Genomic DNA, 26,146 nt, shown 5'->3' with positions numbered 1-26,146 from the left:
TACAAATTTGCGGGAAGGAATGCAGATCGGGAGTTACCCCTACGCGTCAGCCTTGCTGCGGTGCGGCAAACGGTGGCGCGCCGCGGGCGGAGTATCATGGCGGCCCGCCCGTATCCTTATCTTTTCCGCATCCGAGCCATCATGACCATCACCATCCGCCTCGCCCCCTGGTCCGAAGTCCGCGAAATCGCGCGCTCCATCCGCTACGCCGTTTTCGTCGAAGAGCAGGGCGTGCCGGTGGAACTGGAATGGGACGAATGGGATGAGCCGAGCTGGCATGCGCTGGCGCTGGCCGAGGACGGCAGCGCGCTGGCCACGGGCCGCCTGCTGCCGGATGGCCATATCGGCCGCATGGCGGTGCTCAAGGCAGCGCGCGGCAGCGGTGTCGGCGCCATGGTGCTGGACGCATTGATGGCCAAGGCCGCCGAGCTTGGCTATCCCGAACTGGTGCTCAATGCCCAAAGCTACGCGGCGCCGTTCTATGCGCGCGTGGGCTTCGAGCAAGTTGGCGAGGAATTCGAGGAAGCCGGCATCCCTCACGTAGAAATGCGCAAGCGGCTGGGTTAAGCGTCGCCAACTCCGGCCGGCCGGGGGAATAGCGGCCGCGCCAACAGCGCGCAAACGCCGGCCGCCAGCCACACCGAGGGCCAGCCAAGCCCGGCGGCCATGGCCGGGATCGCCAGCGGCACCAGGAAGAAGCCGGAAAAAGCGAAGGTGTTGCCCAGGCCGAGTGCCGTGCCGGCACGGCTCGCACCCGCGATCGTGGCCAGCTCGGTAAAGGCGACGCCATGCCAGGCGGAGGTGCAAATGCCGCCCAGCACGAGGCAGGCCACCAGCATGGGCGTGAGCACGGCGTGCCAGACCGGAGCGGCAGTGCAGAGCCAGGCCAGCCCGCCGACTGCCCCGAAGACCAGCAACGTCAACCTGCTGCAGGCGCGCATGTAAGCGCGCCGGTTGCCGTGGCGGTCGGTCCAGCGGCCGCTCCATACCCGCATCACGGCAGCGCCCGCCTGGACCGCGGCCACGGACAAGCCCGCGGCGGCAATGCCGATCTGGCTGAAATCGTGCAGGAAGACCGTGGCGAAGCTCAGCACGGCCACCTGCGGCACGCACATCAGGCCCATGCCGCTCACCAGCCGCCAGACCAGCGCGTTGTGCAACAATCCGGGCCCGGCTTGCCGTGGCGGCGGCATGCCGCTGGCCGGCAAGGCGGCTCGTTCTCCGGCGGCCGGCGGTTCATGCATCCAGCGCCAGGCAAAGATCACGGTGATCCCGCAGAACGCGGCCAGTGTCCCGTACACCGCTACAAAGCCAGACGTCTGTGCCAGCATCGGCAAGGCCAGCGCCCCGATCCCGCCGCCGGCCGGCACCGCGGTCTGGCGGATGCTCATGGCCAGGCCCCGTTCGCCTTCGCGGAACCACGCCATCACGGCGCGGCCGCTGGAGCCGTTGACGCTGCCGCCCAGCAGGCCTAGCACCAGCAAGCCGAGCGCCAGCAGGGCATGGCCTGGAACGTGCCCCGGCAGTGGCGCAATGAACGCGGCCATCAGCACCAGCCACAGCGTGGTGGCGAGCAGCCCGGTCAACAGCACCCGGCGGTCGCCCCAGCGGTCGGTCAGCAAGCCCCACGGCACTTCACTTGCCGCGATACCGAGCCCCATCATGCCAATGCAGAAACCCAGCGCGGCGTTGTCGAGCCGGTAGCCGGCGCGCATCAGCACCGCCGTGGTGGGAATGCCCGAGAACGCCGCGGCGAAGCTCGCATTGGCAGCCACGCCGATGGCCAGGACTTTCCAGCGATGGCCGGGGCCGTGGCGTGGGGCGAGCGCTGCGCCGGCAGGGCCGGAAACAACGGGGAACGAAAGCGGGGAGCGGGCGCGGGACACGGCATCATCCTTGTAAGCGGCACGGGTGGCCTTGACGCTCCGATTCTGTCAGTCGAGAATGATCCTGAATATCAGATAATTTTTCACTAAATATCCCAAATAACGCTTCGTGGTGGGCATGGAACTAGGCAGCTATGCCCGTGCCGCCGACCGTCTCGGCCGCTCCACCTCGGCGGTCAGCGCACAGTTGAAGAAGCTGGAGGAGCAGGCCGGCACGGCGATCTTCCGCAAGGCGGGACGCGGCCTGGCGCTGACCGAGGCTGGCGAGACCATGCTGGCCTATGCGCGCAGGCTGCTGGATCTCAACGACGAGGCCGCCTCCGCCGTACATGGCGTAGCGCTGGAGGGCTGGGTGCGGTTTGGCCTGCAGCAGGACTTCGGCGAGGTGCTGCTGCCCGAGGTGCTGGGCCGGTTCGCCCGCGCGCATCCCAAGGTCCGGATCGAGGCGCGCGTGGCCCGCAATGCCGAGTTGCTGGATAGCGTCGCGGGCGGACGCCTGGACCTGGCGCTGGCCTGGGACGATGGGGTGCGGATGCCGCATGTGGAGCAGGTCGCGGTGTTGCCGATGCGCTGGATCGTCCCCGCCGCCGCGCGCGCGCCGTGGCAGGGCAGCGAGCCGCTGCCGCTGGTGGCGTTCGAGGCACCGTGCCGCTTTCGTTCGGCCGGCACCGCCGCGCTTGATCGTGCCGGTATTGCCTGGCGGGTGGCATTCAGCAGCGCAAGCCTGGGTGGCTTGTGGGCCGGAGCGGCGGCCGGTCTGGGCCTGACTGTCCGCACCGGCATGGGCTTGCCGCCGTCGGTCAGGGCCTGGGAGCGGGGGGAAGGCGGACTGCCCGAACTGCCCTCGCTGGCGCTGGCGTTGTACCGCAAGGACGCCGAGCTGGAGGCGCCCGCCGCCCGGCTGGCGGCGATCGTGAGCGAAGCGGTTCGTTCCGCGCTGCCGGCCAGGCTGGCGGCAGCGGCCTGAAGCCCGGCAGGACTTGCATCCCGCCGTATGCGCGGTACCATCGCGGTCTTTGTTTTTGCCGTTATCCGGTTGTCTTTATCCCGCTTATGTCCGAAATCCGTTCCCGCCTGCTGCAGTCTCTTGCCGATGCCACGCCTGCCCTCGATCTGGCCGCTGCGCCCGCCGGAGATCCGCCTGCCGGCGAAGATTTGCTGTCGGCCTGGCTAAAACCCTGGCTGGCGGAACATTGCCTGGTGCAAGTCGACTGGCGGGAGTTCAGCACGCTGGGCGCGCAAGCCGTGGCGCGGCTTGCAACGCTGCGCGCGGCAGGGGTGTCGGCCATCGATGTCGATGATCTCTACGACGAGGACGGGATTCCGCTGGGCGGCGACGACAACGATTTCGATATGGAGCCGGCGGCCCTCTACCTGGCGCACGTCAATCGTGAGCTTGCGCCGCACGGCATGCAGTTGCTGGAGATCGGGCATTTCGAGGACGCCTGGCTGCTCGCCGTGCGCAACGACCCCGGCGCCATCCGCGCGTTGAATGCGGCGCTGCGTCCGCTAGGGCTGGTGGCCCGTCAATACTGAGTGTTGCGCTGAGTCGCCTTGACGGGGTGCCCTAACGGGGCGCCTGCACCGAGTCGGCGTCGCGGGCAACCCGCAGGTGGCCGCGATATGACACCTCGCCGGTACGGCCGTTGGTATCGAAGCTGCGCTCGCTGAGTTCGAAGCGGCCATCGTGGCGCACGCGCAGTACCGTGCTGGCGCGGGTCCCATAGCTAGGCGAGCGGATGAAGGCCGAAGACAGCAGCTTCTCCCACTCAGGCGTCACGCCGGTGCTGGGCAGCTCGAAATCCAGTGCCTGGCGATCATTGGCCAGCAGATCGAAATAGGGTTCCGCGCTGGCCCCCGGCTGGCCGGTGTCGGCTGCCACCGCTTCGGCGAGCGCGCCGACGCGGCTGCGCACCTTGGGCCAGGGCGTATCCAGCAAGGCATTGGACAGGCCATAGAGCCCGGGCCTGAGGCGCTGCGGATGCGGCGCCGCGCCGCGGTTGCTGTACCACCAGAGTTCGCGCAGGTCGCACGCCAGGAGGTTGAAGCCGTTATAGACGCCGGCGCGAGGTTGCAGTCCGGCCAGGTAGGACTGGGGGTCGCCGTCGCCACGCAGGAAGCCGGCCACCAGTTCGCCGCGCGACCGGGCATCGGTGCGTTTCTCGGACGGTGCGCGGTAGTTGGTCAGGGCGGCAAAGCGGCCGTCGCCGGCCAGGCCCATCCAGGTGCCCGGCTCGCCGATCACTTCCGCCAGGTCGCGGCCGGCCAGCACATTGGGCGCATCTTCCCACCAATGCACGGGCGCGGCCGGGCGTGCGTAGAATTCGTCGCGGTTGCCGGCCACCACCAGGGCATAGTCCGGGTGCGATTGCCAGGCCACCAGAATCAGGCACATAGCGCTTCCTTTCCTGCGTTCACTGCGATTGCCGCATCGACTGCAATCACTACGACTACGGTTTCATCTTTCGCGGCACCACCGGGCGGTGATCCTGCCGCTGCCGCCATCAGAGCTGGTCCAGGTCGACAAAGCGCTCGACCTGCCTTTCGCCGCTGATGAAATCCTGCAGCCCGCTCTGCCGCCAAAGTCCATCAAGGAGCAGATCGAAGGCAGGCGGCACGTCGGCATAGGCCTCCATCCAGGTCTGCATGCCGTCGCGCGTTTCGGGCCTGCGTAAGAGCGTACCACCAATTCCGCCGGCTTCGGCAACGGTCTCCATCCAGCGATGCCAATGCGGCAGCGCGGCATCGGCCAGGGCTTCCGGCACCCGGAAATAGACGTAAAGGTGGTCGCTCATGACAGTCTCCTGCGCGGGGCTGGCGGTTCAGGCTGCGTCGCCGATGGGTACCGCGTAGGGCAGTTCGCCCACGCGCACCGGGCTGCCGCCGGCGCTACCCAGGTGCAGGGCGCCACCGGCGGCATCGATCTTGAGTTCGGCCAGGCCGTCCCAGCCGCCTTGCGGCGCGGCGGCGGCATTGACCACCATGCCGCAGGGCTGTTCGGGATCCTCGGGGCGGAAGATCTCGGTGGCCGCGGCCGGCACTTCGCCTTCGCCGTGGATCAGCCACATGCGGCGCTTGAGCGTACCCCGGTACTGGCTGCGCGCCACGATTTCCTGGCCCGGATAGCAGCCCTTGCGAAAACTCACGCCGCCGACCAGTTCCAGGTTGATCATCTGCGGCACRAATTGCTCCTGCGTGGCAAGCGCGATGYGCGGCACGCCGGCCTGCACCTCCAGCCAGTCCCACACCGCCGCGTCCGCCGGCAGCAGTTGCGCCGACAGCGCGGCTTGCACCTGCGTTGCCTGTTCGGCCGGAAGCACCACCTGCCAGCGCGGCAGGCCGGCGCCATCGGGGAGCCGGATCACGGTAGCGGCACCTGCTGCCCCCGTCGACCACGGCTCGGCGGGGGCGGGCAGGCCGGCTGCCTGCAGTGCCGCGGCGCCGCCGGCGCCGGCTACGCCCAGCACGGCGCGGTCAGGCGTCAGATCGGACAGGCGCGCCTTGGCGCGCAGCACGAACATCGACAGGCGCTTCTGGATGGCGGGCTGCAGGTCCGCCGACAGTTGCAGCACAATGCCTTCTTCGTCCCGCCACATCAGGAAACTGGCGAGCAGCCGGCCCTTGGGCGAGCAATACCCGGCCACGCGCGCGGTGCCGGTGGCGAGATCGTCGACGGCGTTGGTGAGCTGGGTGTGCAGGAAACTGCCGGCGTCGTCGCCGGCAACCCGGATCAGGCCCAGCTGCGCGGGCCGGCAGACGACTCCGCTCTGGCGCACGGCTTCGAACTGGGTGGCGAGGTCGGGGGTAGGGGAATTCATGGCAGGTATCGCAAGCAAGAGGGCGCTGGGCAGCGCCGGATGGAAGGCGCAAACGCCGACAAAAGGCACAAAGGCTACAAAGCTATAAACGCCGACGAATGACAGTGAATGTGGCAGCAAAAAGCGCGGTAAATCGCACGGTAAATGGCACGGTGTATGGCGCAAACCGGAGCCCGCCGGGCCGGGGCGCCGCTGTCCGGTTGATCTCCGGCATATGGGGCGCGCTCGTGGCGGAGCAAGGCTCCCGGTATTATATGAGGCTGTCGCCATTTCAGCCGGCGCCCTGCGCAATTGATGCAGCGCGCGGCCGGCGTTGCCGGGGCGCATGATGCGCCACCACTACCTGTCCTACATGAAACGTATTTTCCTGCGACTGACCCTGGTCGCCGTGGTTTTCACGATTGCCGCCGCCGGTGCCTTTGCCTGGTGGGCCAATCGTCCGCTCCAGTTGTCGGCCTCGCCGATCGAGGTGGTGATCAAGCCCAATTCCAGCGTGGCCAGCGTCGGCCGCCAGATCGAGCGCGGCGGCGTGCGCATGGATCCGCGCCTGTTTGCCTTGCTGGTGCGGCTTACCGGCCACAGCGCCGACCTCAAGGCCGGCGGCTACGAGTTCGACAGCAGCGCCACGCCGCTGTCGGTGATCGGCAAGATCGCCCGGGGCGAGGTCAACCACTATGTGCTGACCGTGATCGAGGGGTGGGAATTCCGCAAGATGCGCGCCGCCGTGGATGCGCACCCGGCGCTCAAGCACGATAGCCGCGGCTTGTCGGATGCGGAGTTGATGAAGGCGATCGGCGCGCCCGAGCCGGCCCCGGAGGGCATGTTCTTCCCCGATACCTACCTGTTTGCGCGCGACAGCAGCGACCTGGAACTGTACCGCCATGCTTACCGCGCGATGCAGCGCCGCCTGACAGATGCCTGGAACGCCCGGGCGCCCGACCTGCCATACAAGTCGCCCTATGAAGCGTTGATCATGGCTTCCATCGTGGAGAAGGAAACCGGCCAGCCGGCCGAGCGCCCGCTGATCGCCGCCGTATTCGTCAACCGGATGAAGAAGGGCATGATGCTGCAGACCGACCCAACCGTGATCTACGGCCTGGGCGAAGGGTTCGACGGCAATATCCGCAAGCGCGACCTGCAGACCGACACCCCTTACAATACCTATACGCGTAACGGCCTGCCGCCCACCCCGATCGCCTTGCCCGGGTTGGCCTCGCTGGCCGCGGCCACCGCGCCGGCCCCGTCCGATGCGCTGTATTTCGTGGCGCGCGGCGACGGCAGCAGCCATTTCTCCAACTCGCTTCCCGAACACAACCGCGCGGTAGACAAATACCAGCGCGGCAAATAAGTCTCCCCATGCGCGGAAAATTCATCACATTCGAAGGCATCGACGGTGCCGGCAAGAGCACCCACGTGGAGTGGGTGGCGGAGCGCCTGCGCGCCCGCCTGGCCGGCGATGTCGCCGTTGTCACCACCCGCGAACCGGGTGGCACGCCGCTTGGCGAGGACCTGCGGCAACTGTTGCTGCACCGCAAGATGCACCTCGAAACCGAGGCCTTGCTGATGTTCGCCGCTCGCCGCGAACATATTGCCGAAGTCATCGAGCCGGCCCTGGCGCGCGGCGACTGGGTCGTATCCGACCGCTTCACCGACGCCACCTTTGCCTACCAGGGCGGGGGCCGGGGCTTGCCGCGCGCGCGCCTCGAAGTGCTTGAGGCATGGGTCCAGGACGGCTTGCAGCCGGACCTCACGCTGTTGTTCGACGTGCCGCTGGAAACCGCCAGCGCCCGGCTGGCCGGTGCCCGCGAGCCAGACAAGTTCGAGGCCGAGTCGCGCGCCTTCTTCGACCGCACCCGGCAGGAATACCTGCGCCGCGCGGCCGAATCCCCGCAGCGCTTCCGGGTCATCGACGCCACCCGGACCATTGCCGGAATTCAGGTGGAGCTTGAGACAATTCTGGCAACACTTTGAATTGACATCATTATTCGCAGATTGTGATAGTGGTGGACCTTGCAGCGGCTGGCGCACGTCATTGCACTCTCAATTTATGTAGTCACTCGAAGTTTCAACCCTAACTCACTGATTCGCATGCTTTATCCCTGGCAGAAAGAAGACTGGCAACGGCTGAACGCGCTGCGCGAGCGGCTCCCGCATGCCTTGCTGATTCACGGCCAGCAAGGCATCGGCAAGCGCGACCTGGCGCTGCATTTCGCCCAGGGACTGCTGTGCGAAACACCGCGGCCCGATGGCCAGCCCTGCGGCACATGCTCTGCCTGCCACTGGTTCAGCCAGGGCAATCATCCGGATTTCAGCGTGGTGCGCCCGGAAGCCATGGAGGCCGCGGGCGACGCCGAGACCGACGAGAGCGGCAAGAAGAAGACGCCCAGCAAGGTGATCCGCATGGAACAGGTGCGGGCGCTGATCGATACCGTGGGTATCGGCACGCACCGTGCCGGCCTGCGCCTAGTGGTTGTCTATCCGCTCGATGCGTTGCAAAGCGAGGGTGCAAACGCCTTGCTCAAGACGCTGGAGGAGCCGCCGCCGTCGACCGTGTTCCTGCTGGTGACCGACCGCCTGGACCGCGTGCTGCCCACCATCCTGTCGCGTTGCCGCCAGTTCTCCGTGCAGCGGCCCAGCGCCGCCGACGCCATGGCCTGGCTCGGCAGCCAGGGCGTGGGCGATGCCGAGGCCCAGCTGGCGCTGGCCGGCGGCTCGCCGCTGACCGCGCTGCACGCGGCCGAAGCGGAGGAGCAGCCGATGCAGCGCTGGCTGGTGAGCCAGCTTGGCGCGGGCGCCGGCTTCGATGCCCTGGGGGCAGCCGAACAGGTCCAGAAGATGCCGGTGCCGTCGGTGCTTGGCATCTTGCAGCGCTGGACGTACGATCTGCTGTCGGCGCGCCTGGCGGCCGCCCCGGTGCCGCGCTATTTCCCGCGCGAGCAAGCGGTCCTGGCACGCTGCGCGCAGGCCACCGATGCGCACCGGCTGCAGGCCTTCTCGGCGCGGCTGCTGAACCATCGCCGCAGCGAGAATCACCCGCTGGCGGCGCGGCTGGTCATGGAATCCGTGTTTCTGGAGTACCGGCAGTTGTTCCAGTAAGCCGGGGCGCTCGGATAGGTAGTTGAAATAAGTCCAATAAGTCCAATAAGGCCTGAAGGCCATAGAGTGAGCAAGGGGTCAGTCATGAACACAGAAGTGACAGGGGCACGGGGCGCCAGCATTCCCGGCGCCGCAGGTGGAATTGGGGCGCCGACCGTTCCCGGCGCATCCTCCCGGCCGAACGTGCTTTCGCTTTCGATCAAGGACCAGGCAGGGCTCTATGCCGCCTACATGCCGTTCCTGCAGCGCGGCGGGATCTTTGTCCCGAGCAACCGGCCCTTCAGGCTGGGCGAGCAGGTATTCCTGGTGCTGTCGCTGCTCGACCGGCCGCAGAAGTACCAGATCGCGGGCCAGGTGGCATGGATCACGCCCGTCGGCACGCCGCACAAGACACCGGGCATCGGGATTCACTTGCCGGACGACGATATGGGCCGCAACCTGCGCCGCACGGTGGAAGAGATCCTGGGCAAGACGATCGAATCGGCCAAGGCCACCCAGACTTTGTAGTTGACCTTAACTTTGTTGCCCAAGTTATTGTTTTAGAAGAATTTCAAAATGAGTGATTCCGATTTTTCCGTCCGGGTCGCGGAGCAGCGCGACCTCGCTGCCATCGTTGCCATCTACAACAGCACCGTGGCGTCGCGCATGGTCACGGCGGACACCGAGCCGGTCACGGTGGCATCGCGCCAGGCCTGGTTCGATGAACACAAGCCCGGGCGGCGGCCGCTGTGGGTGGCGGAGGACAGAGAAGGGAAGATGGCCGGCTGGCTCAGTTTTTCCGACTTCTATGGGCGCCCGGCTTACGGCGCCACCGCGGAAGTCTCGATCTATCTCGACGCCAGCCGCCGGGGACAGGGCCTGGGACGCTTCCTGCTGCAGCAGGCCATCGCGCATGCGCCGCGGATCGGGGTCAACACCCTGCTGGGCTTCATCTTCGGCCACAACGCGCCCAGCCTGGGCCTGTTCGCCTCGCTCGGCTTCGAGAGCTGGGGTAACCTGCCGCGCGTGGCGGTGCTTGACGGCGTGGAGCGCGACCTGGTCATCCTCGGCCGGCATTTGACGAAGCCCGGGGAGTAACCGGATGGCGGTTGCCTAGGCCTGCATCTCCCCATTTCCATTTGCCTCCAGCGCGGCAAGCAATGCCAGCACGGCCGGCGCCTGCTCGTCCGCGCGCCAGACGCCATGCAGTTCGGAGGCCCGGCCCGGCCTTGCCAGTGGCCGGCAGGCCAGGTTGGGCAACTGCACCAGCGCAACCGACGCGGGCACCAGCGAAACGCCGAAGTTCTGCGATACCAGCGTAGCGATCGTCAGCATATGGCGCACTTCATGGCGGATGCTGGGCGTAAAGCCGGCGCCCATGCAGAGGGCGACGATCTTGTCGTAGTACTCCGGCGCGAAATGGCGCRGGAACAGGACAAAATCTTCCAGGCGCAATTGCCGCAGATCGACTTGCGCCTGCGCCGCCAGCGGATGATCCGACGGCAACACGCAGATAAACCGTTCGGCATAGAGCACGCGGGACGCCAGGCCGACCGGGATGACGCGCGGATGCGCGATGCCGATATCGATCAGGCCGCGCTGCAGCGCCTCGATCTGCTCGAAGCTGTTCAGCTCGTGCACCACCACCTCCACCCCCGGCCGTTCTTGCGCGAACGCATGAATCGCCGCGGCCAGCTTCGTCAGCATGGCCGAGCCGACAAAGGCGACGTGCACCGCGCCGGTTTCCCCCTTGGCGGCCCGGCTCGCCAGGCCCTGCGCATCGCGCGCCAGGGCAAGGATCTTCACCGCTTCCTGGTACATCACCCGCCCGGCGGGCGTTAGCGCAACCTCGCGCGTGCTGYGCCGCAGCAGCGCGAAGCCGAGCGAGTCTTCCAACTGGCGGATGTTGAAGCTCAGCGGCGGCTGGGTGATGGCAAGGCGCTCGGCCGCCCGGCCGAAATGCAGTTCCTCGGCGACGGCAACGAAGTAGCGCAACTGTCGAAGGTCCATGGAAGTCCAGGGTGATTGATTCAATACCGATATAAATAGCGCAAAAAACGATATTGGACGAGAAAACTCGCGARTTTGAGAATGGTTCTTGCGCACCCACCCGCGGCGGCCTTCCGCGGCCAGCGGCGCGCAATAAAAAGAACCAGGGAGACAGCCGTGAATCCGAAGACCCTCGTCGTCTTGCTCATTGCCCCATTGCTGACCGTGATGACAGCAACCAAGGCCGCCGCGCAAGCCTATCCGCGCCAGCCCATTCGCATCGTCGTGCCCTATGCGGCCGGCGGCATGACGGACGTCGTGGCGCGCGTGATCGGCCTGCGCCTTGGCGAGCGGCTTGGCCAGCCTGTGGTGGTGGAAAACCGGCCGGGGGCAGCCACCATCGTCGGCGCGGAGCAGGTCGCAGGAGCCAGCGCCGATGGCTACACGCTGCTGGCGGCCACCAATACTACGCTGACCATCAATCCCTGGCTGTACCCGAAGCTGCCTTACGACCCCGCCCGGAGTTTCGCGCCGATCGCGCTGGTTGCCACAGCGCCGAGCGTGATCGTGGTGAATCCTGCCGTGCCCGCCAGGACCATGGACGAACTGGTGCAACTGTCCCGCACCAAGCCAGGCAGCTTGAGCTATGCATCGTATGGCAACGGCTCGACCGCGCATCTTGCCGGCGAGATGCTGAAGGCGCGCGCCGGGATCGACGTGCTGCACGTGCCGTACAAGGGCAGCGCGCCGGCCAAGGCCGCCGTGATGGCCAACGAGGTGTCGATGACCTTCGAGCCCGCCTTCACCGGCCTGCCGCAGATCACGGCGGGCAAGCTGCGCGCGCTTGCCGTGATGAACGCGAAGCGCTCGGCGGTGATGCCCGATGTGCCGACCACGGCGGAGCTTGGCTTCGGCGGCGTCGAGATGTCGGCCTGGGTCGGCCTGGTGGCGCCCGCCGCCACGCCGCCCGCCGTGGTGGAGCGGCTGGCCAGCGAGATCGAGCGCATCGTGGCCGAGCCGGCGGTGCAACAAACCTTGCTGCGCAGCGGGGCCGAGCCGGTGGGCTATTACCGCGAAGCCTTCGGTGCCTATATCCGCGAGGAAACCGCCCGCTACGGCAAGGTGATCACGGCCGCGCACATCCGCGCCGACTGAACAAGCACGACCCGCCACCCAAGCCACGACCATGCCAACATGAACAAACCGCTTTCCCATATCCGCGTACTCGACCTGACCAGGGTGCTGGCCGGCCCCTGGTGCACCCAGAACCTGGCCGACCTGGGCGCGGAGGTGATCAAGGTCGAGCGGCCCGGCGCGGGCGATGAAACCCGCGGCTGGGGGCCGCCCTGGATGCCCGTCGACGCCGGACAGGAACGGCAGGACTCCACCTACTACGCCTCAACCAACCGGGGCAAGAAATCGGTCACTGTCGATTTCGCGACCAGCGAAGGCCAGGAGATCGTCCGGCGCATGGCAGCCACCTGCGATGTGCTCGTGGAGAACTACAAGGTCGGCACGCTGGCGCGCTTCGGGCTCGGCTACGAGGACCTGCGCGCGGCCAACCCCGGATTGATCTATTGCTCGGTCACCGGCTATGGGCAGACCGGCCCCTATCGGCACCGTCCCGGCTACGACTTCGTCTTCCAGGGCATGAGCGGGCTGATGAGCCTGACCGGCGAGCCCGACGATGCCTGCGGCGAATGCGAAGGCGGCGGGCCGCAGAAATTCGGCGTGGCGGTGGCCGACATGACCACCGGCCTGTACGCCAGCCTCGCGATCACGGCCGCCCTGGCATGGCGCGAGCGCAGCGGCCTGGGCCAGCATATCGACATGGCCTTGCTCGATTGCGCGCTCGCGCTTGGCAGCAACCAGGCGGTTGGCTACCTGGCTTCGGGCAAGGTCCCGCGCCGCTACGGCAATGCGCATCCCAACGCCGTGCCGTACCAGGTCTTCGCCACCCAGGACGGCAAGCTGATCGTGGCGGTAGGCAACGACGGACTGTTTGCCTCGTACTGCGAGGCCATCGGCCGGCCGGATCTTGCCGCCGATGCGCGCTTTGCCAGGGTCAGCGGCCGGCTGGTCAACCGCGACGCGCTGTTGCCGGTGCTGGCGGATATCATGCGCGCCGACACTACTGCAGCCTGGCGCGCGCGCCTGGAAGCGGCCGGCGTGCCTTGCGGTCCCATCAATGACTTTGCCCAGGCCTTCGATGATCCGCAGGTCCGGCATCGCGGCATCCGCGTGGACCTGCCGCTTTCCACCGGCGGGACCTGTCCCGCCATCGCCAGCCCGATGCGGTTCTCCGCCACGCCGCTGGACTACCAGAGCGGGCCGCCTGTCCTCGGCGAGCACACCGAGGCCGTGCTGGGCGACAGCCTGGGCATGGCACCCGAGGATCTGATCCGCCTGCGCGCTGCCGGCGTGATCTGAATACGTCTCTCGTCCTTCCATCCTCCTTGCCGGAACGCTCCCATGTCCTTCCAAGCCAGCTACGCCGAGTTCGTCAGTCCACGCCCCGGTGATGCGGGGACCAGCTCCCGCCACCTCGCGCCGGATTGCGCCGGCCTGGATTTCTTCGCGCTCGACCGGGGCCTGCGGGACCTGCTGGCGCTGTACCTGCCGGCGCAGGAACACCAGCACCTGCTGCCGCATTTCCAGCGCATGGGCCAGTTGGCCGGCGGCCGTCTGAATGCGCTGGCGGCGGTGGCCGACAAATACGCCCCGGTGCTTCACGCGCGCACCCGCTGGGGCGAGGACGACGACTGGATCGAATACCACCCGGCCTACCAGGAGATGGAACACATCGCCTTCGCCGATTTCCAGTTCCATGCGATGGGCCACCGCGCCGGCGTGCTGGGGTGCGCCGCGCCGCTGGCGCCGGCGGCGAAATACGCCTTCCAGTACCTGTTCGTGCAGTCGGAGTTCGGCCAGATGTGCCCGATCAGCGTGACGGATACCTCGATCCACCTGATCCGCAAGTTCGGCAGCCAGGCCTTGCAGCAAAAATTGCTGCCCAGCATGCTGTCCGCCGACCTGGCGTCGCTCTGGAAGGGCACCCAGTTCATGACCGAGAAGGCCGGCGGCTCGGACGTGGGTGCCATCGAGACCGTGGCGCGCGAGGAAGGTGGCCAGTGGCGCCTGTACGGCGAGAAGTGGTTCTGCTCGCATGCCGACGCGGACGTTGTCCTGCTGCTGGCCCGCCCCGAAGGCGCGCCGTCGGGCACCCGAGGGCTCGCGCTGTTCGCGCTGCCGCGCCGGCTGGACGATGGCAGCCGCAACACATACCGCATCGTCCGGCTGAAGGACAAGCTGGGCACGCGGTCGATGGCCAGCGGCGAAGTCCGGCTCGAAGGGGCGGTGGCCTATCCGGTGGGCGCGCTCGACCAGGGCCTCAAGCAGATGATGGAGCAGGTCAACCTGTCGCGCCTGTCGCACGCGGTGCGCGCTGCCGCCATGATGCGCCGTTGCCTGAACGAAGCGCTGCAGGCCGCGCGGCACCGCTCTGCCTTTGGGCGCGAGGTCATTGGCCATGCGCTGCTGCGGCGGCAATTGCTGAAGATCATGGTCCCCACCGAGGCGGCCTTGTCGATGGTCATGGCCACGGCGGACGCCATGCGGCGGGCCGGCGAGGAAGAGGGCGGGGGCGAGGGCGAGGGCGAGGGCGACGGTAGCGCACGGCAAGCCTTGCGCCTGCTGACGCCGCTGATCAAGCTGCGCGCCTGCCGGGACAATATCGCCGTGGCGACCGGCGCCATGGAAGTGCGGGGCGGCAACGGCTATATCGAGGATTTCGTCAACGCGCGGCTGGTCCGCGACGCCCACATCGGCGTGCTGTGGGAGGGCACCAGCAATATCAATGCGCTGGATGCCATCCAGCGGGCGGTGGGAAAGGAAGGGGCTCACCGTGCCCTGGGGAGCTTGCTGGCGGGTCGGCTGGAGCAATCCGGGAACCTGCCGGCGCCACTGCGGCAGGCCTTGTGGCAAGGGTGGCAACGTGCCGCTTCGCTCGCCGAGGCCGTGGCCGGCGGCGCGCGGCACGAGGCGGAGAGCCGCCGTGCCGCCAGCGCCCTCTACCACGCCAGTGCCGCCATCCTGATGGCCTGGGAGGCTACCCGGCCTGGCGTCGACGCCCGCCGGCTGCTACTGGCCGACGCGCTGCTGCGGCATCGCCTGCTGCCATCCGATCCGCTGGCGAGCCCGGATGAGGAGGGCGAATCCGCGGCGTGCCGGCTGCTGCTGGACCCGGCGCCGCTCACGCTGGAGCAGGCCTGCGCGGCGATCGCCCCGGCCTGATCCGGGCTGGCGCAAGTGGCGTATCCGGCGGCGGGCCGCGCCCGCTGATCCGCCGTGGGCGGGCGCGCGGGCACGACCGGATACAATGGCGGGTGGCGCCGCCCGCGGCGGCGTCTCTATACGGAAACCGCCCCAATGTTTGTCGATTCCCACTGCCATCTAGATTTCCCCGAACTGGCCGAACGCTTGCCCGAATTGCTGGAGAACATGCGTGCCAGCCAGGTAACGCATGCGCTGTGCATCTCGGTCACGCTGGAAGATTTCCCGCGCGTGCTGGCACTCGCCGAGCAGTTTCCGCATCTCTACGCTTCGGTCGGTGTGCATCCCGACTACGAGGAGGGCGAGGAGCCCACGCTGGAGCGCCTGCTGGCGCTTTCGGCGCATCCGCGGGTGGTCGGCACCGGCGAGACCGGGCTCGACTACTACCGGCTGAACGGCCGCAGCATCGCCGACATGGAGTGGCAGCGGGAGCGTTTCCGCACCCATATCCGCGCCGCGCGGCAGACCGGCAAGCCGCTCATCATCCATACCCGCTCGTCCGCCGACGACACCCTGCGCCTGATGCGCGAGGAAGACGCGCGCGCCGCCGGCGGGGTGATGCATTGCTTCACCGAGAGCTGGGAGATCGCCCGGCAGTCGCTGGATGAAGGCTTCCACATCTCGTTTTCCGGCATCGTGACATTCAAGAACGCGGTGGAGCTGCAGGAAACCGCGCGCAAGATACCGCTGGAGCGCATGCTGATCGAGACCGATTCACCTTACCTGGCGCCCGTGCCTTACCGCGGCAAGACCAACCAGCCAGCCTGGGTGCGCCATGTGGGCGAATTCATCGCCAATCTGCGCGGCATTCCGGTCGAGGAATTGGCGGAGCAGACTTCCGACAATTTCTTCCGTCTTTTCAAGCATATAGATAGGAATACTCATGTTTAACATGAAGGCTGTACGGCGTCTCGCCGCTGTCGCGGCGCTGCTTTGCGGCACCGTTGCCTGGGCGACGCCCGCCGACGATATGCGCAAGGCGGTGGAGTTCGATGACATCAACGCCGTCCAGAAGATGCTGGCGCGCGGCGTCGATCCCAACCTTGTCGATGCCAAGGGCAATCCCATGCTGGTGGTGGCATTGCGCGAGAAGTCGCTGAAGGTGGCAGGGGCACTGATCCGCGCCAAGAATATCGATTTCGACAAGACCAATGCGGCCGGCGAGACGCCGCTGATGATGGCCAGCCTGCAGAACGAACTCGATATGGTCAAGCTGATGGTCGACCAGATGGAGGTCGAGATCAACAAGACGGGCTGGACGCCGCTGCACTACGCGGCGACCAACGGCAACAACGAGATCGTCAAGTTCCTGGTTGATCACGCTGCCTATATCGACGCCGAAAGCCCCAACGGCACCACGCCGCTGATGATGGCAGCGCGCGGCGGCCATATCGAGACGGTCAAGCTGCTGCTGGACGAGGGCGCGGACATGCGGCTGAAGAACCAGCAGGGCATGACGGCAATCGACTTTGCCGAGCGCTACCACCAGAAGGAAATCGCGGACGGGCTGAAATCGCGCTGGCAGAAGCTGTATCCGCAGACGCCGCTAAGTTCGCAGTCCCCGCAAAAGGGCTGGAACTGAATTTGCGGGAAGCACGCCGGTCTTGCCCGGCGTGTTCCCGCCCCGGCTACGCGTCGTCCGCGAGGCGCACGCCGGTGAACTGCCAACGCTGGTGCGGATAGAAGAAGTTGCGGTAGCTGGCGCGGATATGCGATTCCGGCGTCACGCAGGAACCGCCACGCAGCACCAGCTGGCTGCACATGAACTTGCCGTTGTATTCCCCCACCGCGCCGGCGCCCGGCCGGAAGCCCGGGTAGGGCTGGAAGGGGCTGGCGGTCCATTCCCACACGTCGCCAAACATCTGCCGCAGCGCGCCCGAGGTATTCTGCCGGTCGGGCAGCGGCCGCAGAATCCGTCCTTCGACAAAATTCCCGGTGGCCGGCAGGTTGCGCGCCGCATGCTCCCATTCCGCCTCGGTTGGCAGGCGGCGCTCGGCCCAGCGGGCGAAGGCATCGGCCTCGTAGAAGCTGACATGGGTGACCGGGCTATCGGGATCGACCGGCTGCATCCCGCGCAAACTCATCTGCCACCAGGTGCCCTCGCGTTCCTCCCAGTACAGCGGCGCTTCGATGCCCTGTTCGCAGACCCAGCGCCATCCATCCGACAGCCAAAGGCCGGCGGTACGGTAGGCGCCGTCCTCGATGAATTCAAACCACTGGCGGTTGCTGATGGGGTGCGAGCAGAGCTGGTACGGCTGCAGCAGCACATTGTGGCGCGGGCCTTCGCAATCGAAGGCGAAGCCGTCGCGGTCGTGGCCGATGGCGACCACGCCGCCGGCAAAGCGGATCCATTCGGGGGCCGGGCGCGGGTCGGCGATGACGGGCGCCAGCAACTCCGGCGCGAAAGCCGGCTTCAGCGGGTTTTGCGCGAACAAGTGCAGGATGTCGGTCAGCAGCAATTCCTGGTGCTGCTGCTCGTGGTTCAGGCCAAGCTCGATCAGCGCTGCCTCGGCATCCGTCTGCGCGCTCGTGAGCAGCCCGAGCATGGTTTCGTCGACCGCTTCACGGTAAGCCAGGATCTCGTCCAGCGAGGGCCGCGAGAGCAATCCCCGGCGCGGGCGCGGGTGGCGGGCCCCGACCGACTCGTAATAGGAGTTGAAGAGGTAGCGGTATTGGGGGTCGACTGGCTCGTAGTCCGGGATGCGGGCCGTCAGCACGAACTCCTCGAAGAACCAGGTGGTATGGGCCAGGTGCCATTTGGCCGGGCTTGCGTCGTCCATCGACTGCACCGTGGCGTCGGCGTCGGTCAGGTCGGCGACCATGGCCTCGGTGGCCGAGCGGATGTGGCGGTACCGGGCAAGCAGGGCCGGCTCGTGCGGAGGATGCACGGCGCTGGCAGGCAGCAGGGCAGAGGACATGCGGGCTCCCTTATCGAACCTTGCGGACTTGGCATCTGCCGCGGATGCCGCGCGAAGGGCGGCTGGCCGTGGCGTGTGGATTGCGGACAGGTTCCGACCCAGGCCCTCGCAACAAGGCCGCGCGGGCTTCCCCCTGGATGGACGTGCACCGAAACCGCTCGGGCGTTCCGAACCATCATAGACCCGATCATGCACGGGGCATAGCAGGCTCTCGCCTGCAAAACCGGGGGCAATGCTCTCACCGGGCGGGCCGGCCAACGAGGTGGGAAACGGCTTGCCAGAGCGCAAAACGCCCGCCGGCATGAATGCGGGCGGGCGTTTTGCCTGGCGGCGCGGCGGCGTGCCGCCGCCTGGCGGTCAGGCGATCACGCGGCCAGGGCTGCCACGGCGCTGTTGGCGGAGGCCAGGCTGGCTTCGCGGGCTTCCGGGCCCATGGCGAGGCCATGCGCGCGCACATACGTGATATCGGTGATGCCCAGGAAGCGGAACACCACGTCGACGGTCTGCTCATGCAGGTCCAGGGCGTTGGCGTCCTGGCGCACGCCGCCGCGCGACGACACCACGATCACGCGCTTGCCGCCGGCCAGGCCAACCGGGCCGGTCTCGGTGTACTTGAAGGTGCGGCCGGCCTGGGCGATGCGGTCGATCCAGGACTTGAGCTGGCTCGGGATGCTGAAGTTGTATTGCGGCACGCCCACGACCAGCACGTCGGCTTCAAGGAATTCCTTCAGGAAGGCTTCGGTGCGTTGCAGTTCGCTTTCTTGCAGCGCGTTCAGGCCGTCCTTCGGGCCGCCCAGCACGGGCAGCAGTGCGTTCGACAGGTGTGCCGGAGCGTCCTGGTCGAGGTCGCGCACGGTCAGGGTGGCTTCCGGGTGCCTGGCGCGCAGGTCGGACACGACCTTGGCGGTCAGGGTGCGGGAAGCGGAGTGGCCGCCAAGTACGCTCGAGTCGATTTGCAAGATCTTCATGTTCATCTCCACAGGGGTTCGGGTTGGATGAAGCAAAGATAGCGGTCTGCCATTGATGCCGGTAGTGGGGCAAAATGGAACTTATTGTTCCAGGGGCAGAACGCCAGCCGGCTGCTACCCTGGCGCGCTCCCCCGCCGAGGAAGTCCGATGCAAGACCTGAACGATCTCTCGCTGTTTGCCCAGGTGGTCCAGCATGGCAGTTTTTCCGCCGCCAGCCGTGCCAGCGGCGTGCCAAAGTCCCGCCTGAGCCGGCGCATTGCGCAGCTGGAGCGCGACCTGGGCGTGCAATTGCTGCGCCGGACTACCCGGCAGGTACGCGTGACGCCGATTGGCGAGGCGTACTACGAGCGCTGCCGCGCCATGCTCGCGGAGGCGGAAGCGGCGCGCGAAGTGATCGAGCAGGCACGCGACCAGCCGGGTGGCAATTTGCGGATCAGTTGTCCGGTAGCGATCGCCCAAAGCCTGCTGGCCCCGGCGATCGGGCATTTCATGCAAGCCAATCCCGGGATTCGGATCGAGGTGGAGGCTACCAACCGCCGTGTCGACGTCATCGCCGAAGGATTCGACCTGGCGCTGCGCGTGCGCGATGTGATGGACGATTCCTCGCTCGTGGTGCGCACTTACGGCGAAAGCCCGCTCATGCTGGTTGCCAGTCCGGCGCTGCTCGACAGCATCGGCCGCCCGCGTACGCCCGAGGCGCTGGACGGCATGCCCGGCGTCAACCAGAAGCCGCACGATGGCAAGCATGTCTGGACGCTGAGCTGCAATACCGGCCAGTCCATCCACATTGCCTACGAGCCACGCCTGATCACCGACGAATTCGCCCTGCTGCGCGAGGCCGCCATCGCGGGCGTGGGCGTGGCGATGCTGCCGCGCATGTTCTGCCGCGACGCCATCGAAAACGGCGAACTGGAAGTGCTGCTGCCTCAGTGGATCATGCCGGTCGGCACCCTGCATGCGGTATTTCCCTCGCGCAAGGGGATGCCGCCGGCGCTGCGGCGCTTTCTCGATTTTCTTGCAGACATCCTGCCCGAAACGGCCCGCAAAGCCGGCATGCAGCCGCCGCGCCATCCCGGCATGCACCGGCCGATTGGCCAGATTTGAGGACAGGCATGCGGACAATGACGAGCCGGTGCAACTTGTGGCTTTACCTTCACGGCGCGGCGCACTAAGGTACATGTGCGTGCCTCGCGTGGAGCTAAAGGCGCTTCGTCAGTGCTGCCCGGCTGGACTTGCCTGCTTGCGGCGCTTTCGTTTTCGGACCGGAAAGGAGTGACAACCATGAGTGGTTCTCAGGCATCCCAGGACTTGGGCAAGGCGATACTGCGCATCGTGCTCGGCGTGCTGATCCTGTTGCATGGGATTTCCAAGCTCATCGAGGGGCCAGGGTTCGTGACGCAGGTGGTGGCGCAGGCCGGGTTGCCTCCGGCTATTGCGTACCTTGTCTATATCGGCGAGATCGTGGCGCCCGTCCTGCTGATCCTGGGCCTCTGGGCCCGGCTCGGCGCACTGATCGTGGCCGGCAACATGCTGGTCGCGGTCGGCCTGGTGCACATGAAGCAGATCGGCACGCTGGCTAACACCGGCGGCTGGGCGCTGGAGTTGCAGGCCATGTTCCTGGCCGCGGCGCTTGCGGTTGCGCTGCTTGGCGCGGGGCGCCTGAGCGTGGGCGGCATCAGCGGCAAGTGGAACTAGCGTAGCCGCCCATGGCTTTCCGGTCCGCCCTCCGCCTGCGTCCTCAGGGCGTCCAGCGACCCAGCGCCTCGGCCACGAACATATCGGGCGGCAGCGCGGGCGACCACAGGTAGCCCTGTCCAAGATCGCAGCCCAGGGCTTGCAGCGCATCGCGCTGCACGGGCGTTTCGATGCCCTCGGCCACGCACTCCAGCTTGAGGTCGCGCGCGAGGTTGATGACGTTGCGGCAGATCGCCGCGCGCTGGCCGTTGCCCGGCACGGCGACCACGAAGGAGYGGTCCAGCTTGATCTGGGTGAATGGCAGGTCGGCCAGGAGCTTGAGGGTCGCGATGCCGATCCCGAAATCGTCGATCGCCACGCCGTAGCCGAGCAGGCGCAAGCGGTTCAGTGCGATCGACAGGGCACGGGTGTCGTGYACCGGATAGCCTTCGGTCAGCTCGATGATCAACAACTGGCGTGGCATGCCGCTGGCTTCCACCATGGCATCGAAGGCGTCCAGTACGCCGGGCCGGCATAGTGTCTGGGCGGATGCGTTGATGCTGAGCGGGATGCGCACGCCGCGCGCCAGCAATTGCCGTTGCACCGCCAGGCATTGCTGGCCCGCCAGCTGGAAGATCGCATCGGCCTCGCCCAGCGCCTCCAGCCTGGGAATGAACAGGTCGGGCCGGATCAGGCCCTGCTCCGGATGGCGCCAGCGGCAGAGCGCTTCGGCGCCCGCCAGCGCGCCGCTGCCGATCCGGAACTGGGGTTGCAGCATGATGAAGATGGCGCCAGGCGTTTGCATCGCGGCCAGCAAGTCGTGGTCTTCCGGCTGGCTCGGTGCCGCCGCGGGTACTTCCGTGGTGAGGTCGCGCCTCAGCACATCCTGCAGGATTTCCTCCAGCACCACTGCCGAGATCGGCTTGCGAATCGCCCGCACATCGGACAGGCCGACCGAATCGGCCAGGCTCACATGGGACTCGATGATGTCGTCCTGCAGCGCCGACACCCAGACCCACAGCGGCTGGGCGCCCGCGAACGCGTTCTTGCGCCGGGTCAGTTCGTCCATCATGCCCGGCCCGTTGAGCCCCGGCATCTCGATATCGCAGAGCACGAGGTCGAACTTGCGTGCCGCCAGCAGGTCCAGCGCGGCGTGGCCGTCGGCGGCGCACTGCACCTCGCTGACGCCGAGCTGGGTCAGCAACTGCTCTGCCGCCAGCAACTGGAAAGGGTGGTCATCGACCACCAGGGCGGACAGTCCGGCGTAGCGTGTCTGCATGGTTGGCTGGGGAATGTATCGACCGCACGGTCGATGAAGTGAGAGGGGCGTCGCGCCATAGTAGCGCACATGATGCGCGCCGCGCGTGTCCTGGCATGGGGGCCGCGGGCTTCGGCGATGGCGGTCCGCACGGCGGGGGAGGGCGTTTCTTCACGGAAATCGCGCGATATTCCGTCCTCGCAGCCATCTTGCGCGGAAACGCCGCGCCCAGACCCGCTACAATCGCTGCCCGAGGTATTAGATGATGGCGTTTCGATAATGGGTTTTGGCTGGTTCGGATTTTCGACCTTGTGGCTTGTGCCGCTGGTGTGGCGACAGGTGGCGCGCCTGCTTGCCGGTGAGCGCCGTTTCTTTAGCGGACGCGGCACGCTGCGGGTCTGGCTCGGCACGCTGATCGTGCTGTGCGCGAGCGCTTCGCTCGAAGCGCTGACGGGGGCCGCGGGCGAGGCCGGCATGGCGGGCAGCACGTCCGGCGGCAGCGCCGGCCGTGCGCTGGGCGGCCTGGTTTCCGGCATGTTCGGCTGGAGCGCAAGCCTGCTGCTGATGCTGGGCGTGCTGGCGCTGGCCGCGCCGATGGTGTTCGGGGAAACCTGGCGCAGCCTGTTCCTGCGCAAGCCCGTCATGGCGGAGCCGGAAGAGGCGGATCCCGCGCCGTTGCGCACCCCCGCCCGTACCGCGCGCGAGCCGGACAACTGGGAGACCACGCACCTGGGCGCGATGCACGCCGCGGCGCCGGGCACGGCCGACCATGTACCGCGCCACAAGGGCATTGAAGCTGTTTCGGCGCGGCGCCAGCCCGTCTGGCAGCCGCCGGCGCGCACCCGTAATTCGCCGCCGCAGCCAGGCGAGATCTGGCTGCAGCAAGCCGGGCCGCCGGGAGCCGTCAAGCCGGAAGCGCCCGCGCCGGTGTCCGCGCCCGCCGCGGCCAGGCCTTCCCCCGCCAGGCCCGCGCCGGCGCGGGCAGCCACCCAGCCCCAGGCTGCCGCACGGACGGCGTCCGCGGCTGCCGCAGCCAGCGCGGCGGCGGCTGTGGCCACGCAGGCCCGCGCCACAACCAGCCCGGCCGCGGCGACGCCTGCGCGCGCGACCGTGGTCAGCAGCCCCTTCCGCCAGCCGCAGATGGGCTCGCGCTCGACGATTACGACGCTGCCCGAAGCCAACGCGCGGCCCGTCCAGCCCGTTGCCGCAACGACCGTGACAACCGCTGCCGTGGCACCGCCGCCCGCGGACGCCCAGGCGCGGCCAGCGCACGCGCCGGCCGCGCAGCCCGAGTCGGCGGGCACGCTGGATACCGGCGTGCTGGAAACCGGGGAAGCCATCGCAGTACTCGCCGAGGAGCCGCAGACGGTAGCCGTGCTGACCCCCGAGGACGTCGCCATGCCGGTCTCCGGACTTGCCGCCACCGTGCCCGGCGAGACTCCCGAGCCCGCCAAACTGCTTGCGAACGCCGCGAGGCAAGGCGATGCGCCATCCGTGACGCTGGAGGAGATCCGCCTGGAAGCCGAGGCGCTGATGGCGGAGCTGAAAGCACTGGCTGGTGGCCGTCGGCCGGCGTTGCCTGCCGTGCCGGCGTCGTCGCCGCAGGAGGCTGTGGCCGAGGCGCAGGCGGCATCCGCGCCATTGCCGGATGCCGCCATCGATGCCCCCGCCGAGGCGCCAATCGACGCGGTGAGCAATCCGGTGGCCACCGAAGCGGCCTTGGCCGCTGCCGAGGTACCGTCCAACGAGTTGCACGAAGCCTCCGCCGGAATCGTCACCGAGCCGGTTGCCGGGGATGCCGGACATGCTGTCGCTGTTGCTGAAGCCCAGGCGGAAGTGGCTGTCGAAGCCGAGCCGCGAACCAATTCCGTGGTCGTAGCCGCAGTTCAGCCCGAAGCCCAGGCAGAAGTTGCAGTCGAGGCTGATCCGCAAACCGATACCGCAGCCGTGGTCGCGGTCCAGCCTGAAGCCGGAGCCGAACCTGTAGCCGAGGCCCGGGCAGAAGCTGCGATCGAAGCCGATCCGCAAACCGATGCCGCAGCCGTGATCGCAGTCCAGCCTGAAGCCGGAGCCGAGCCTGTAGCCGAGGCCCGGGCAGAAGCTGCGATCGAAGCCGATCCGCAAATCGATGCCGCAGCCGTGGTCGCAGTCCAGCCTGAAGCCGGAGCCGAGCCTGAAGCCGAAGCTCAGGCAGAACCTGCGGTCGAAGCCGAGCCGCAAGCCGATGCCACAGCCGTGGTCGCAGTCCAGCCTGTAGCCGAAGCCGAGCCTGTAGCCGAAGCCCAGGCAGAAGTTGCTGTCGAAGCCGAGCCGCAGGCCGATGCCGCAGCCATGGTCGCAATCCAGCCTGAAGCCGGAGCCGAGCCCGTAGCCGAAGCTCAGGCAGAGGTCGCGGTCGAAGCCGAGCCGCAAACCAGCGCCGCGGCCCAGCCCGAAGCCGATGCCCCACTGGAAGAGATCGCCGATAGCGTTCTCGACGCCAACCTGCTGATCGAGCCCCGCGGCGAGGACAACGTCCCCGCTCCGGTGGCGGACGGTGCCACCGCCTCGGAGCCACCGCTATTGCCGGAAGCGGCCCCCGCCGCGCCAGCGCCCAAGCCGCGCATCGTGCTGCAGGCCGTGGTCGGTAAAGTCGTGGCCCTTGACCCCGTGCCGGGCGCAGCGGCGGCGGCTCCCGTGGCAACGGCAATGCCGGCATCCCTGGCCATCGCCGTCACGCCGGCGCCCGCGCGCATCTCGGACTACCGCCTGCCGGACCTCGCCCTGCTGGAAGCCGCCACGGCCGATGTCGAGCAGGTTACCGAGGAACGCCTGCAGGAAACCGGCAACCTGATCGCGCAGCGTCTGGCGGAGTTCAAGGTGCCGGTCTCGGTGGTAGGCGCATCGGCCGGTCCGGTGATCACGCGCTTCGAGGTGGATCCCGCCATGGGCGTGCGCGGCGCGCAGGTGGTGGGGCTGATGAAGGACCTGGCGCGCGCGCTGGGCGTGACCTCGATCCGCGTGGTGGAAACCATCCCCGGCAAGACCTGCATGGGGCTGGAGCTGCCCAACGCGCGGCGGCAGATGATCCGCCTGTCGGAGATCGTGGCCGCGTCATCCTTCCTCGGACACAACTCGAACCTGGTGCTGGCTATGGGGAAGGACATCACCGGCAACCCGGTGGTGACCGATCTCGCGCGCGCGCCGCACTTGCTGGTGGCTGGCACCACCGGCTCGGGCAAGTCCGTGGCGGTCAACGCCATGATCCTGTCCCTGCTGTACAAGGCCACGCCGGACGATGTGCGGCTGATCATGATCGACCCCAAGATGCTGGAACTGTCGGTCTACGAGGGCATTCCCCACCTGCTCGCGCCGGTGGTGACCGATATGAAGCAGGCCGCGCACGCGCTCAACTGGTGCGTGGGCGAAATGGAGAAGCGCTATCGCCTGATGTCGGCGCTGGGCGTGCGCAACCTGGCCGGCTTCAACCAGAAGATCCGTGCCGCCGAGGCCGTGGGCGAGCACGTGTCCAATCCGTTCTCGCTGACGCCCGACGCGCCCGAGCCCCTGCGCACGCTGCCGCTGATCGTGGTGGTGATCGACGAACTGGCCGACCTGATGATGGTGGCCGGCAAGAAGATCGAAGAGCTGATCGCGCGGCTGGCGCAGAAAGCGCGCGCGGCCGGCATCCACCTGATCCTGGCCACGCAGCGGCCGTCGGTGGACGTGATCACCGGCCTGATCAAGGCCAATATCCCGACCCGGGTGGCCTTCCAGGTCTCGTCCAAGATCGACTCGCGCACCATTCTCGACCAGATGGGCGCGGAAAGCCTGCTGGGGCAGGGCGACATGCTGTTCCTGCCGCCGGGTACCGGCTATCCGCAGCGAGTGCACGGCGCCTTTGTGGCCGACGACGAAGTGCACCGCGTGGTCGAGCACTGGAAGCAGTTCGGCGAGCCCGACTACGATGAAGCCATCCTCGCGGGCGACCCAGGCGAGGCCGCCGCCGCGGATCTGTTCGGCGAAGGCGGCGGCGACGTGGAAGCGGACCCGTTGTACGACGAAGCCGCCTCCTTCGTGCTCACCAGCCGCCGGGCCTCGATTTCGGCCGTGCAGCGCCAGTTGCGCATCGGCTATAACCGCGCCGCCCGGCTGATCGAGCAGATGGAAGTAGCCGGGCTGGTTTCGCCGATGGGCCGCAACGGCGCGCGCGATGTGCTCGCGCCGGGCGCGGGCGATTGAAAGCAC

Annotated in this window: 24 protein-coding genes; 16 read left to right on the top strand and 8 right to left on the bottom strand. The window is 67.6% G+C overall.

From position 1 onward, the window contains the following. The first annotated feature begins 141 nt into the window (after window positions 1-141). Window positions 142-567: a GNAT family N-acetyltransferase gene (locus AC1DKD_RS10835; RefSeq protein ID WP_441628601.1), complete on the top strand. Its 426-nt coding sequence runs from the start codon at window positions 142-144 to the stop codon at window positions 565-567. Here the strand turns inward: AC1DKD_RS10835 and AC1DKD_RS10830 are convergent. Next, window positions 564-1,787, bottom strand: a complete 1,224-nt coding sequence (locus AC1DKD_RS10830; RefSeq protein WP_441628704.1) for an MFS transporter — start codon at window positions 1,785-1,787, stop codon at window positions 564-566. The genes AC1DKD_RS10835 and AC1DKD_RS10830 overlap by 4 nt on opposite strands. Window positions 1,788-2,004: 217 nt before the next feature. Between AC1DKD_RS10830 and AC1DKD_RS10825 the strand changes: the two genes are divergently transcribed. Next, window positions 2,005-2,853: a LysR substrate-binding domain-containing protein gene (locus tag AC1DKD_RS10825; protein ID WP_477143269.1), complete on the top strand. Its 849-nt coding sequence runs from the start codon at window positions 2,005-2,007 to the stop codon at window positions 2,851-2,853. Between the two features lie 86 nt (window positions 2,854-2,939). Beyond that, window positions 2,940-3,422 (top strand): hypothetical protein, encoded by a 483-nt coding sequence (locus tag AC1DKD_RS10820; RefSeq protein WP_441628598.1) that lies wholly within the window; start codon window positions 2,940-2,942, stop codon window positions 3,420-3,422. Window positions 3,423-3,453: 31 nt separating this feature from the next. On the opposite strand, the gene AC1DKD_RS10815 is transcribed toward AC1DKD_RS10820, so the two are convergent. From AC1DKD_RS10815 to ygfZ, 3 genes are all read right to left on the bottom strand, one after another. Continuing rightward, a complete protein-coding gene (locus AC1DKD_RS10815) occupies window positions 3,454-4,281 on the bottom strand; it encodes an NRDE family protein (RefSeq protein ID WP_441628596.1) in 828 nt (275 codons plus the stop codon). A 109-nt stretch (window positions 4,282-4,390) separates the two neighbouring features. Beyond that, window positions 4,391-4,681 carry a DUF4936 family protein gene (locus AC1DKD_RS10810; RefSeq protein WP_035867655.1) on the bottom strand — a complete coding sequence of 97 codons (291 nt, stop codon included), beginning with the start codon at window positions 4,679-4,681 and terminating at the stop codon, window positions 4,391-4,393. A 27-nt stretch (window positions 4,682-4,708) separates the two neighbouring features. Beyond that, entirely contained in the window at window positions 4,709-5,704 is a 996-nt protein-coding gene (gene ygfZ, locus AC1DKD_RS10805) for a CAF17-like 4Fe-4S cluster assembly/insertion protein YgfZ (protein WP_477143268.1), read from the bottom strand. A gap of 352 nt (window positions 5,705-6,056) precedes the next feature. Between ygfZ and mltG the strand changes: the two genes are divergently transcribed. From mltG to AC1DKD_RS10780, 5 genes are all read left to right on the top strand, one after another. After that, window positions 6,057-7,052, top strand: coding sequence for an endolytic transglycosylase MltG (mltG, locus tag AC1DKD_RS10800; RefSeq protein WP_441628702.1), 996 nt, complete (start codon window positions 6,057-6,059; stop codon window positions 7,050-7,052). Between the two features lie 8 nt (window positions 7,053-7,060). Next, window positions 7,061-7,675, top strand: coding sequence for a dTMP kinase (tmk, locus tag AC1DKD_RS10795; RefSeq protein WP_477101693.1), 615 nt, complete (start codon window positions 7,061-7,063; stop codon window positions 7,673-7,675). A gap of 117 nt (window positions 7,676-7,792) precedes the next feature. Then, the gene (locus AC1DKD_RS10790) at window positions 7,793-8,800 is read left to right on the top strand and encodes a DNA polymerase III subunit delta' (RefSeq protein ID WP_441628585.1); all 1,008 of its coding nucleotides are present in this window, start codon (window positions 7,793-7,795) and stop codon (window positions 8,798-8,800) included. Between the two features lie 84 nt (window positions 8,801-8,884). Then, a complete protein-coding gene (locus AC1DKD_RS10785) occupies window positions 8,885-9,307 on the top strand; it encodes a PilZ domain-containing protein (protein ID WP_441628583.1) in 423 nt (140 codons plus the stop codon). Between the two features lie 48 nt (window positions 9,308-9,355). After that, the gene (locus AC1DKD_RS10780) at window positions 9,356-9,877 is read left to right on the top strand and encodes a GNAT family N-acetyltransferase (RefSeq protein WP_441628581.1); all 522 of its coding nucleotides are present in this window, start codon (window positions 9,356-9,358) and stop codon (window positions 9,875-9,877) included. Window positions 9,878-9,892: 15 nt separating this feature from the next. Here AC1DKD_RS10780 and AC1DKD_RS10775 read toward each other — a convergent pair whose 3' ends face one another. After that, window positions 9,893-10,789: a LysR family transcriptional regulator gene (locus AC1DKD_RS10775; protein ID WP_477143267.1), complete on the bottom strand. Its 897-nt coding sequence runs from the start codon at window positions 10,787-10,789 to the stop codon at window positions 9,893-9,895. 156 nt (window positions 10,790-10,945) lie between these two features. Between AC1DKD_RS10775 and AC1DKD_RS10770 the strand changes: the two genes are divergently transcribed. The 5 genes from AC1DKD_RS10770 to AC1DKD_RS10750 all read left to right on the top strand — a co-directional run bounded on the left by AC1DKD_RS10770 (window position 10,946) and on the right by AC1DKD_RS10750 (window position 16,682). Beyond that, on the top strand, window positions 10,946-11,923 hold the full coding sequence (locus AC1DKD_RS10770) for a Bug family tripartite tricarboxylate transporter substrate binding protein (RefSeq protein ID WP_477111164.1): 978 nt from the start codon (window positions 10,946-10,948) through the stop codon (window positions 11,921-11,923). A 39-nt stretch (window positions 11,924-11,962) separates the two neighbouring features. Next, window positions 11,963-13,198, top strand: a complete 1,236-nt coding sequence (locus AC1DKD_RS10765; RefSeq protein ID WP_441628575.1) for a CaiB/BaiF CoA transferase family protein — start codon at window positions 11,963-11,965, stop codon at window positions 13,196-13,198. A gap of 42 nt (window positions 13,199-13,240) precedes the next feature. After that, on the top strand, window positions 13,241-15,061 hold the full coding sequence (locus tag AC1DKD_RS10760; RefSeq protein ID WP_441628573.1) for an acyl-CoA dehydrogenase family protein: 1,821 nt from the start codon (window positions 13,241-13,243) through the stop codon (window positions 15,059-15,061). Between the two features lie 135 nt (window positions 15,062-15,196). Then, a complete protein-coding gene (locus tag AC1DKD_RS10755; RefSeq protein WP_276288844.1) occupies window positions 15,197-15,991 on the top strand; it encodes a TatD family hydrolase in 795 nt (264 codons plus the stop codon). 1 nt (window position 15,992) lies between these two features. After that, a complete protein-coding gene (locus AC1DKD_RS10750) occupies window positions 15,993-16,682 on the top strand; it encodes an ankyrin repeat domain-containing protein (protein ID WP_441628700.1) in 690 nt (229 codons plus the stop codon). Between the two features lie 46 nt (window positions 16,683-16,728). Here AC1DKD_RS10750 and egtB read toward each other — a convergent pair whose 3' ends face one another. Further along, on the bottom strand, window positions 16,729-18,018 hold the full coding sequence (gene egtB / locus AC1DKD_RS10745; RefSeq protein ID WP_441628571.1) for an ergothioneine biosynthesis protein EgtB: 1,290 nt from the start codon (window positions 18,016-18,018) through the stop codon (window positions 16,729-16,731). A 365-nt stretch (window positions 18,019-18,383) separates the two neighbouring features. Further along, a complete protein-coding gene (locus AC1DKD_RS10740; protein WP_441628569.1) occupies window positions 18,384-18,986 on the bottom strand; it encodes an FMN-dependent NADH-azoreductase in 603 nt (200 codons plus the stop codon). Between the two features lie 148 nt (window positions 18,987-19,134). Here AC1DKD_RS10740 and AC1DKD_RS10735 point away from each other — a divergent pair, with 148 nt between their 5' ends. Together AC1DKD_RS10735 and AC1DKD_RS10730 are read left to right on the top strand one after the other, a co-directional pair. After that, a complete protein-coding gene (locus AC1DKD_RS10735; protein ID WP_441628568.1) occupies window positions 19,135-20,091 on the top strand; it encodes a LysR family transcriptional regulator in 957 nt (318 codons plus the stop codon). A gap of 177 nt (window positions 20,092-20,268) precedes the next feature. Further along, window positions 20,269-20,682, top strand: coding sequence for a DoxX family protein (locus AC1DKD_RS10730; protein ID WP_045236369.1), 414 nt, complete (start codon window positions 20,269-20,271; stop codon window positions 20,680-20,682). A gap of 43 nt (window positions 20,683-20,725) precedes the next feature. Here AC1DKD_RS10730 and AC1DKD_RS10725 read toward each other — a convergent pair whose 3' ends face one another. Continuing rightward, a complete protein-coding gene (locus AC1DKD_RS10725; protein ID WP_477143266.1) occupies window positions 20,726-21,940 on the bottom strand; it encodes an EAL domain-containing response regulator in 1,215 nt (404 codons plus the stop codon). Window positions 21,941-22,228: 288 nt separating this feature from the next. Here AC1DKD_RS10725 and AC1DKD_RS10720 point away from each other — a divergent pair, with 288 nt between their 5' ends. Beyond that, complete coding sequence (locus AC1DKD_RS10720) at window positions 22,229-26,140, top strand: DNA translocase FtsK (protein WP_477111163.1); 3,912 nt, start codon at window positions 22,229-22,231, stop codon at window positions 26,138-26,140. The last annotated feature ends 6 nt before the right edge of the window (window positions 26,141-26,146 follow it).

The organism is Cupriavidus sp. 05T313 (assembly GCF_056396665.1).
This window is presented reverse-complemented; position numbering and strand designations above follow the sequence as displayed.

Coding starts and splice junctions, on each gene's coding strand:
- AC1DKD_RS10835 (WP_441628601.1), top strand. CDS start 142: ATGACCATCACCATCCGCCTCGCCCCCTGGTCCGAAGTCCGCGAAATC.
- AC1DKD_RS10825 (WP_477143269.1), top strand. CDS start 2,005: ATGGAACTAGGCAGCTATGCCCGTGCCGCCGACCGTCTCGGCCGCTCC.
- AC1DKD_RS10820 (WP_441628598.1), top strand. CDS start 2,940: ATGTCCGAAATCCGTTCCCGCCTGCTGCAGTCTCTTGCCGATGCCACG.
- AC1DKD_RS10815 (WP_441628596.1), bottom strand. CDS start 4,281: ATGTGCCTGATTCTGGTGGCCTGGCAATCGCACCCGGACTATGCCCTG.
- AC1DKD_RS10810 (WP_035867655.1), bottom strand. CDS start 4,681: ATGAGCGACCACCTTTACGTCTATTTCCGGGTGCCGGAAGCCCTGGCC.
- mltG (WP_441628702.1), top strand. CDS start 6,057: ATGAAACGTATTTTCCTGCGACTGACCCTGGTCGCCGTGGTTTTCACG.
- tmk (WP_477101693.1), top strand. CDS start 7,061: ATGCGCGGAAAATTCATCACATTCGAAGGCATCGACGGTGCCGGCAAG.
- AC1DKD_RS10790 (WP_441628585.1), top strand. CDS start 7,793: ATGCTTTATCCCTGGCAGAAAGAAGACTGGCAACGGCTGAACGCGCTG.
- AC1DKD_RS10785 (WP_441628583.1), top strand. CDS start 8,885: ATGAACACAGAAGTGACAGGGGCACGGGGCGCCAGCATTCCCGGCGCC.
- AC1DKD_RS10780 (WP_441628581.1), top strand. CDS start 9,356: ATGAGTGATTCCGATTTTTCCGTCCGGGTCGCGGAGCAGCGCGACCTC.
- AC1DKD_RS10765 (WP_441628575.1), top strand. CDS start 11,963: ATGAACAAACCGCTTTCCCATATCCGCGTACTCGACCTGACCAGGGTG.
- AC1DKD_RS10760 (WP_441628573.1), top strand. CDS start 13,241: ATGTCCTTCCAAGCCAGCTACGCCGAGTTCGTCAGTCCACGCCCCGGT.
- AC1DKD_RS10755 (WP_276288844.1), top strand. CDS start 15,197: ATGTTTGTCGATTCCCACTGCCATCTAGATTTCCCCGAACTGGCCGAA.
- AC1DKD_RS10750 (WP_441628700.1), top strand. CDS start 15,993: ATGAAGGCTGTACGGCGTCTCGCCGCTGTCGCGGCGCTGCTTTGCGGC.
- egtB (WP_441628571.1), bottom strand. CDS start 18,018: ATGTCCTCTGCCCTGCTGCCTGCCAGCGCCGTGCATCCTCCGCACGAG.
- AC1DKD_RS10740 (WP_441628569.1), bottom strand. CDS start 18,986: ATGAAGATCTTGCAAATCGACTCGAGCGTACTTGGCGGCCACTCCGCT.
- AC1DKD_RS10735 (WP_441628568.1), top strand. CDS start 19,135: ATGCAAGACCTGAACGATCTCTCGCTGTTTGCCCAGGTGGTCCAGCAT.
- AC1DKD_RS10730 (WP_045236369.1), top strand. CDS start 20,269: ATGAGTGGTTCTCAGGCATCCCAGGACTTGGGCAAGGCGATACTGCGC.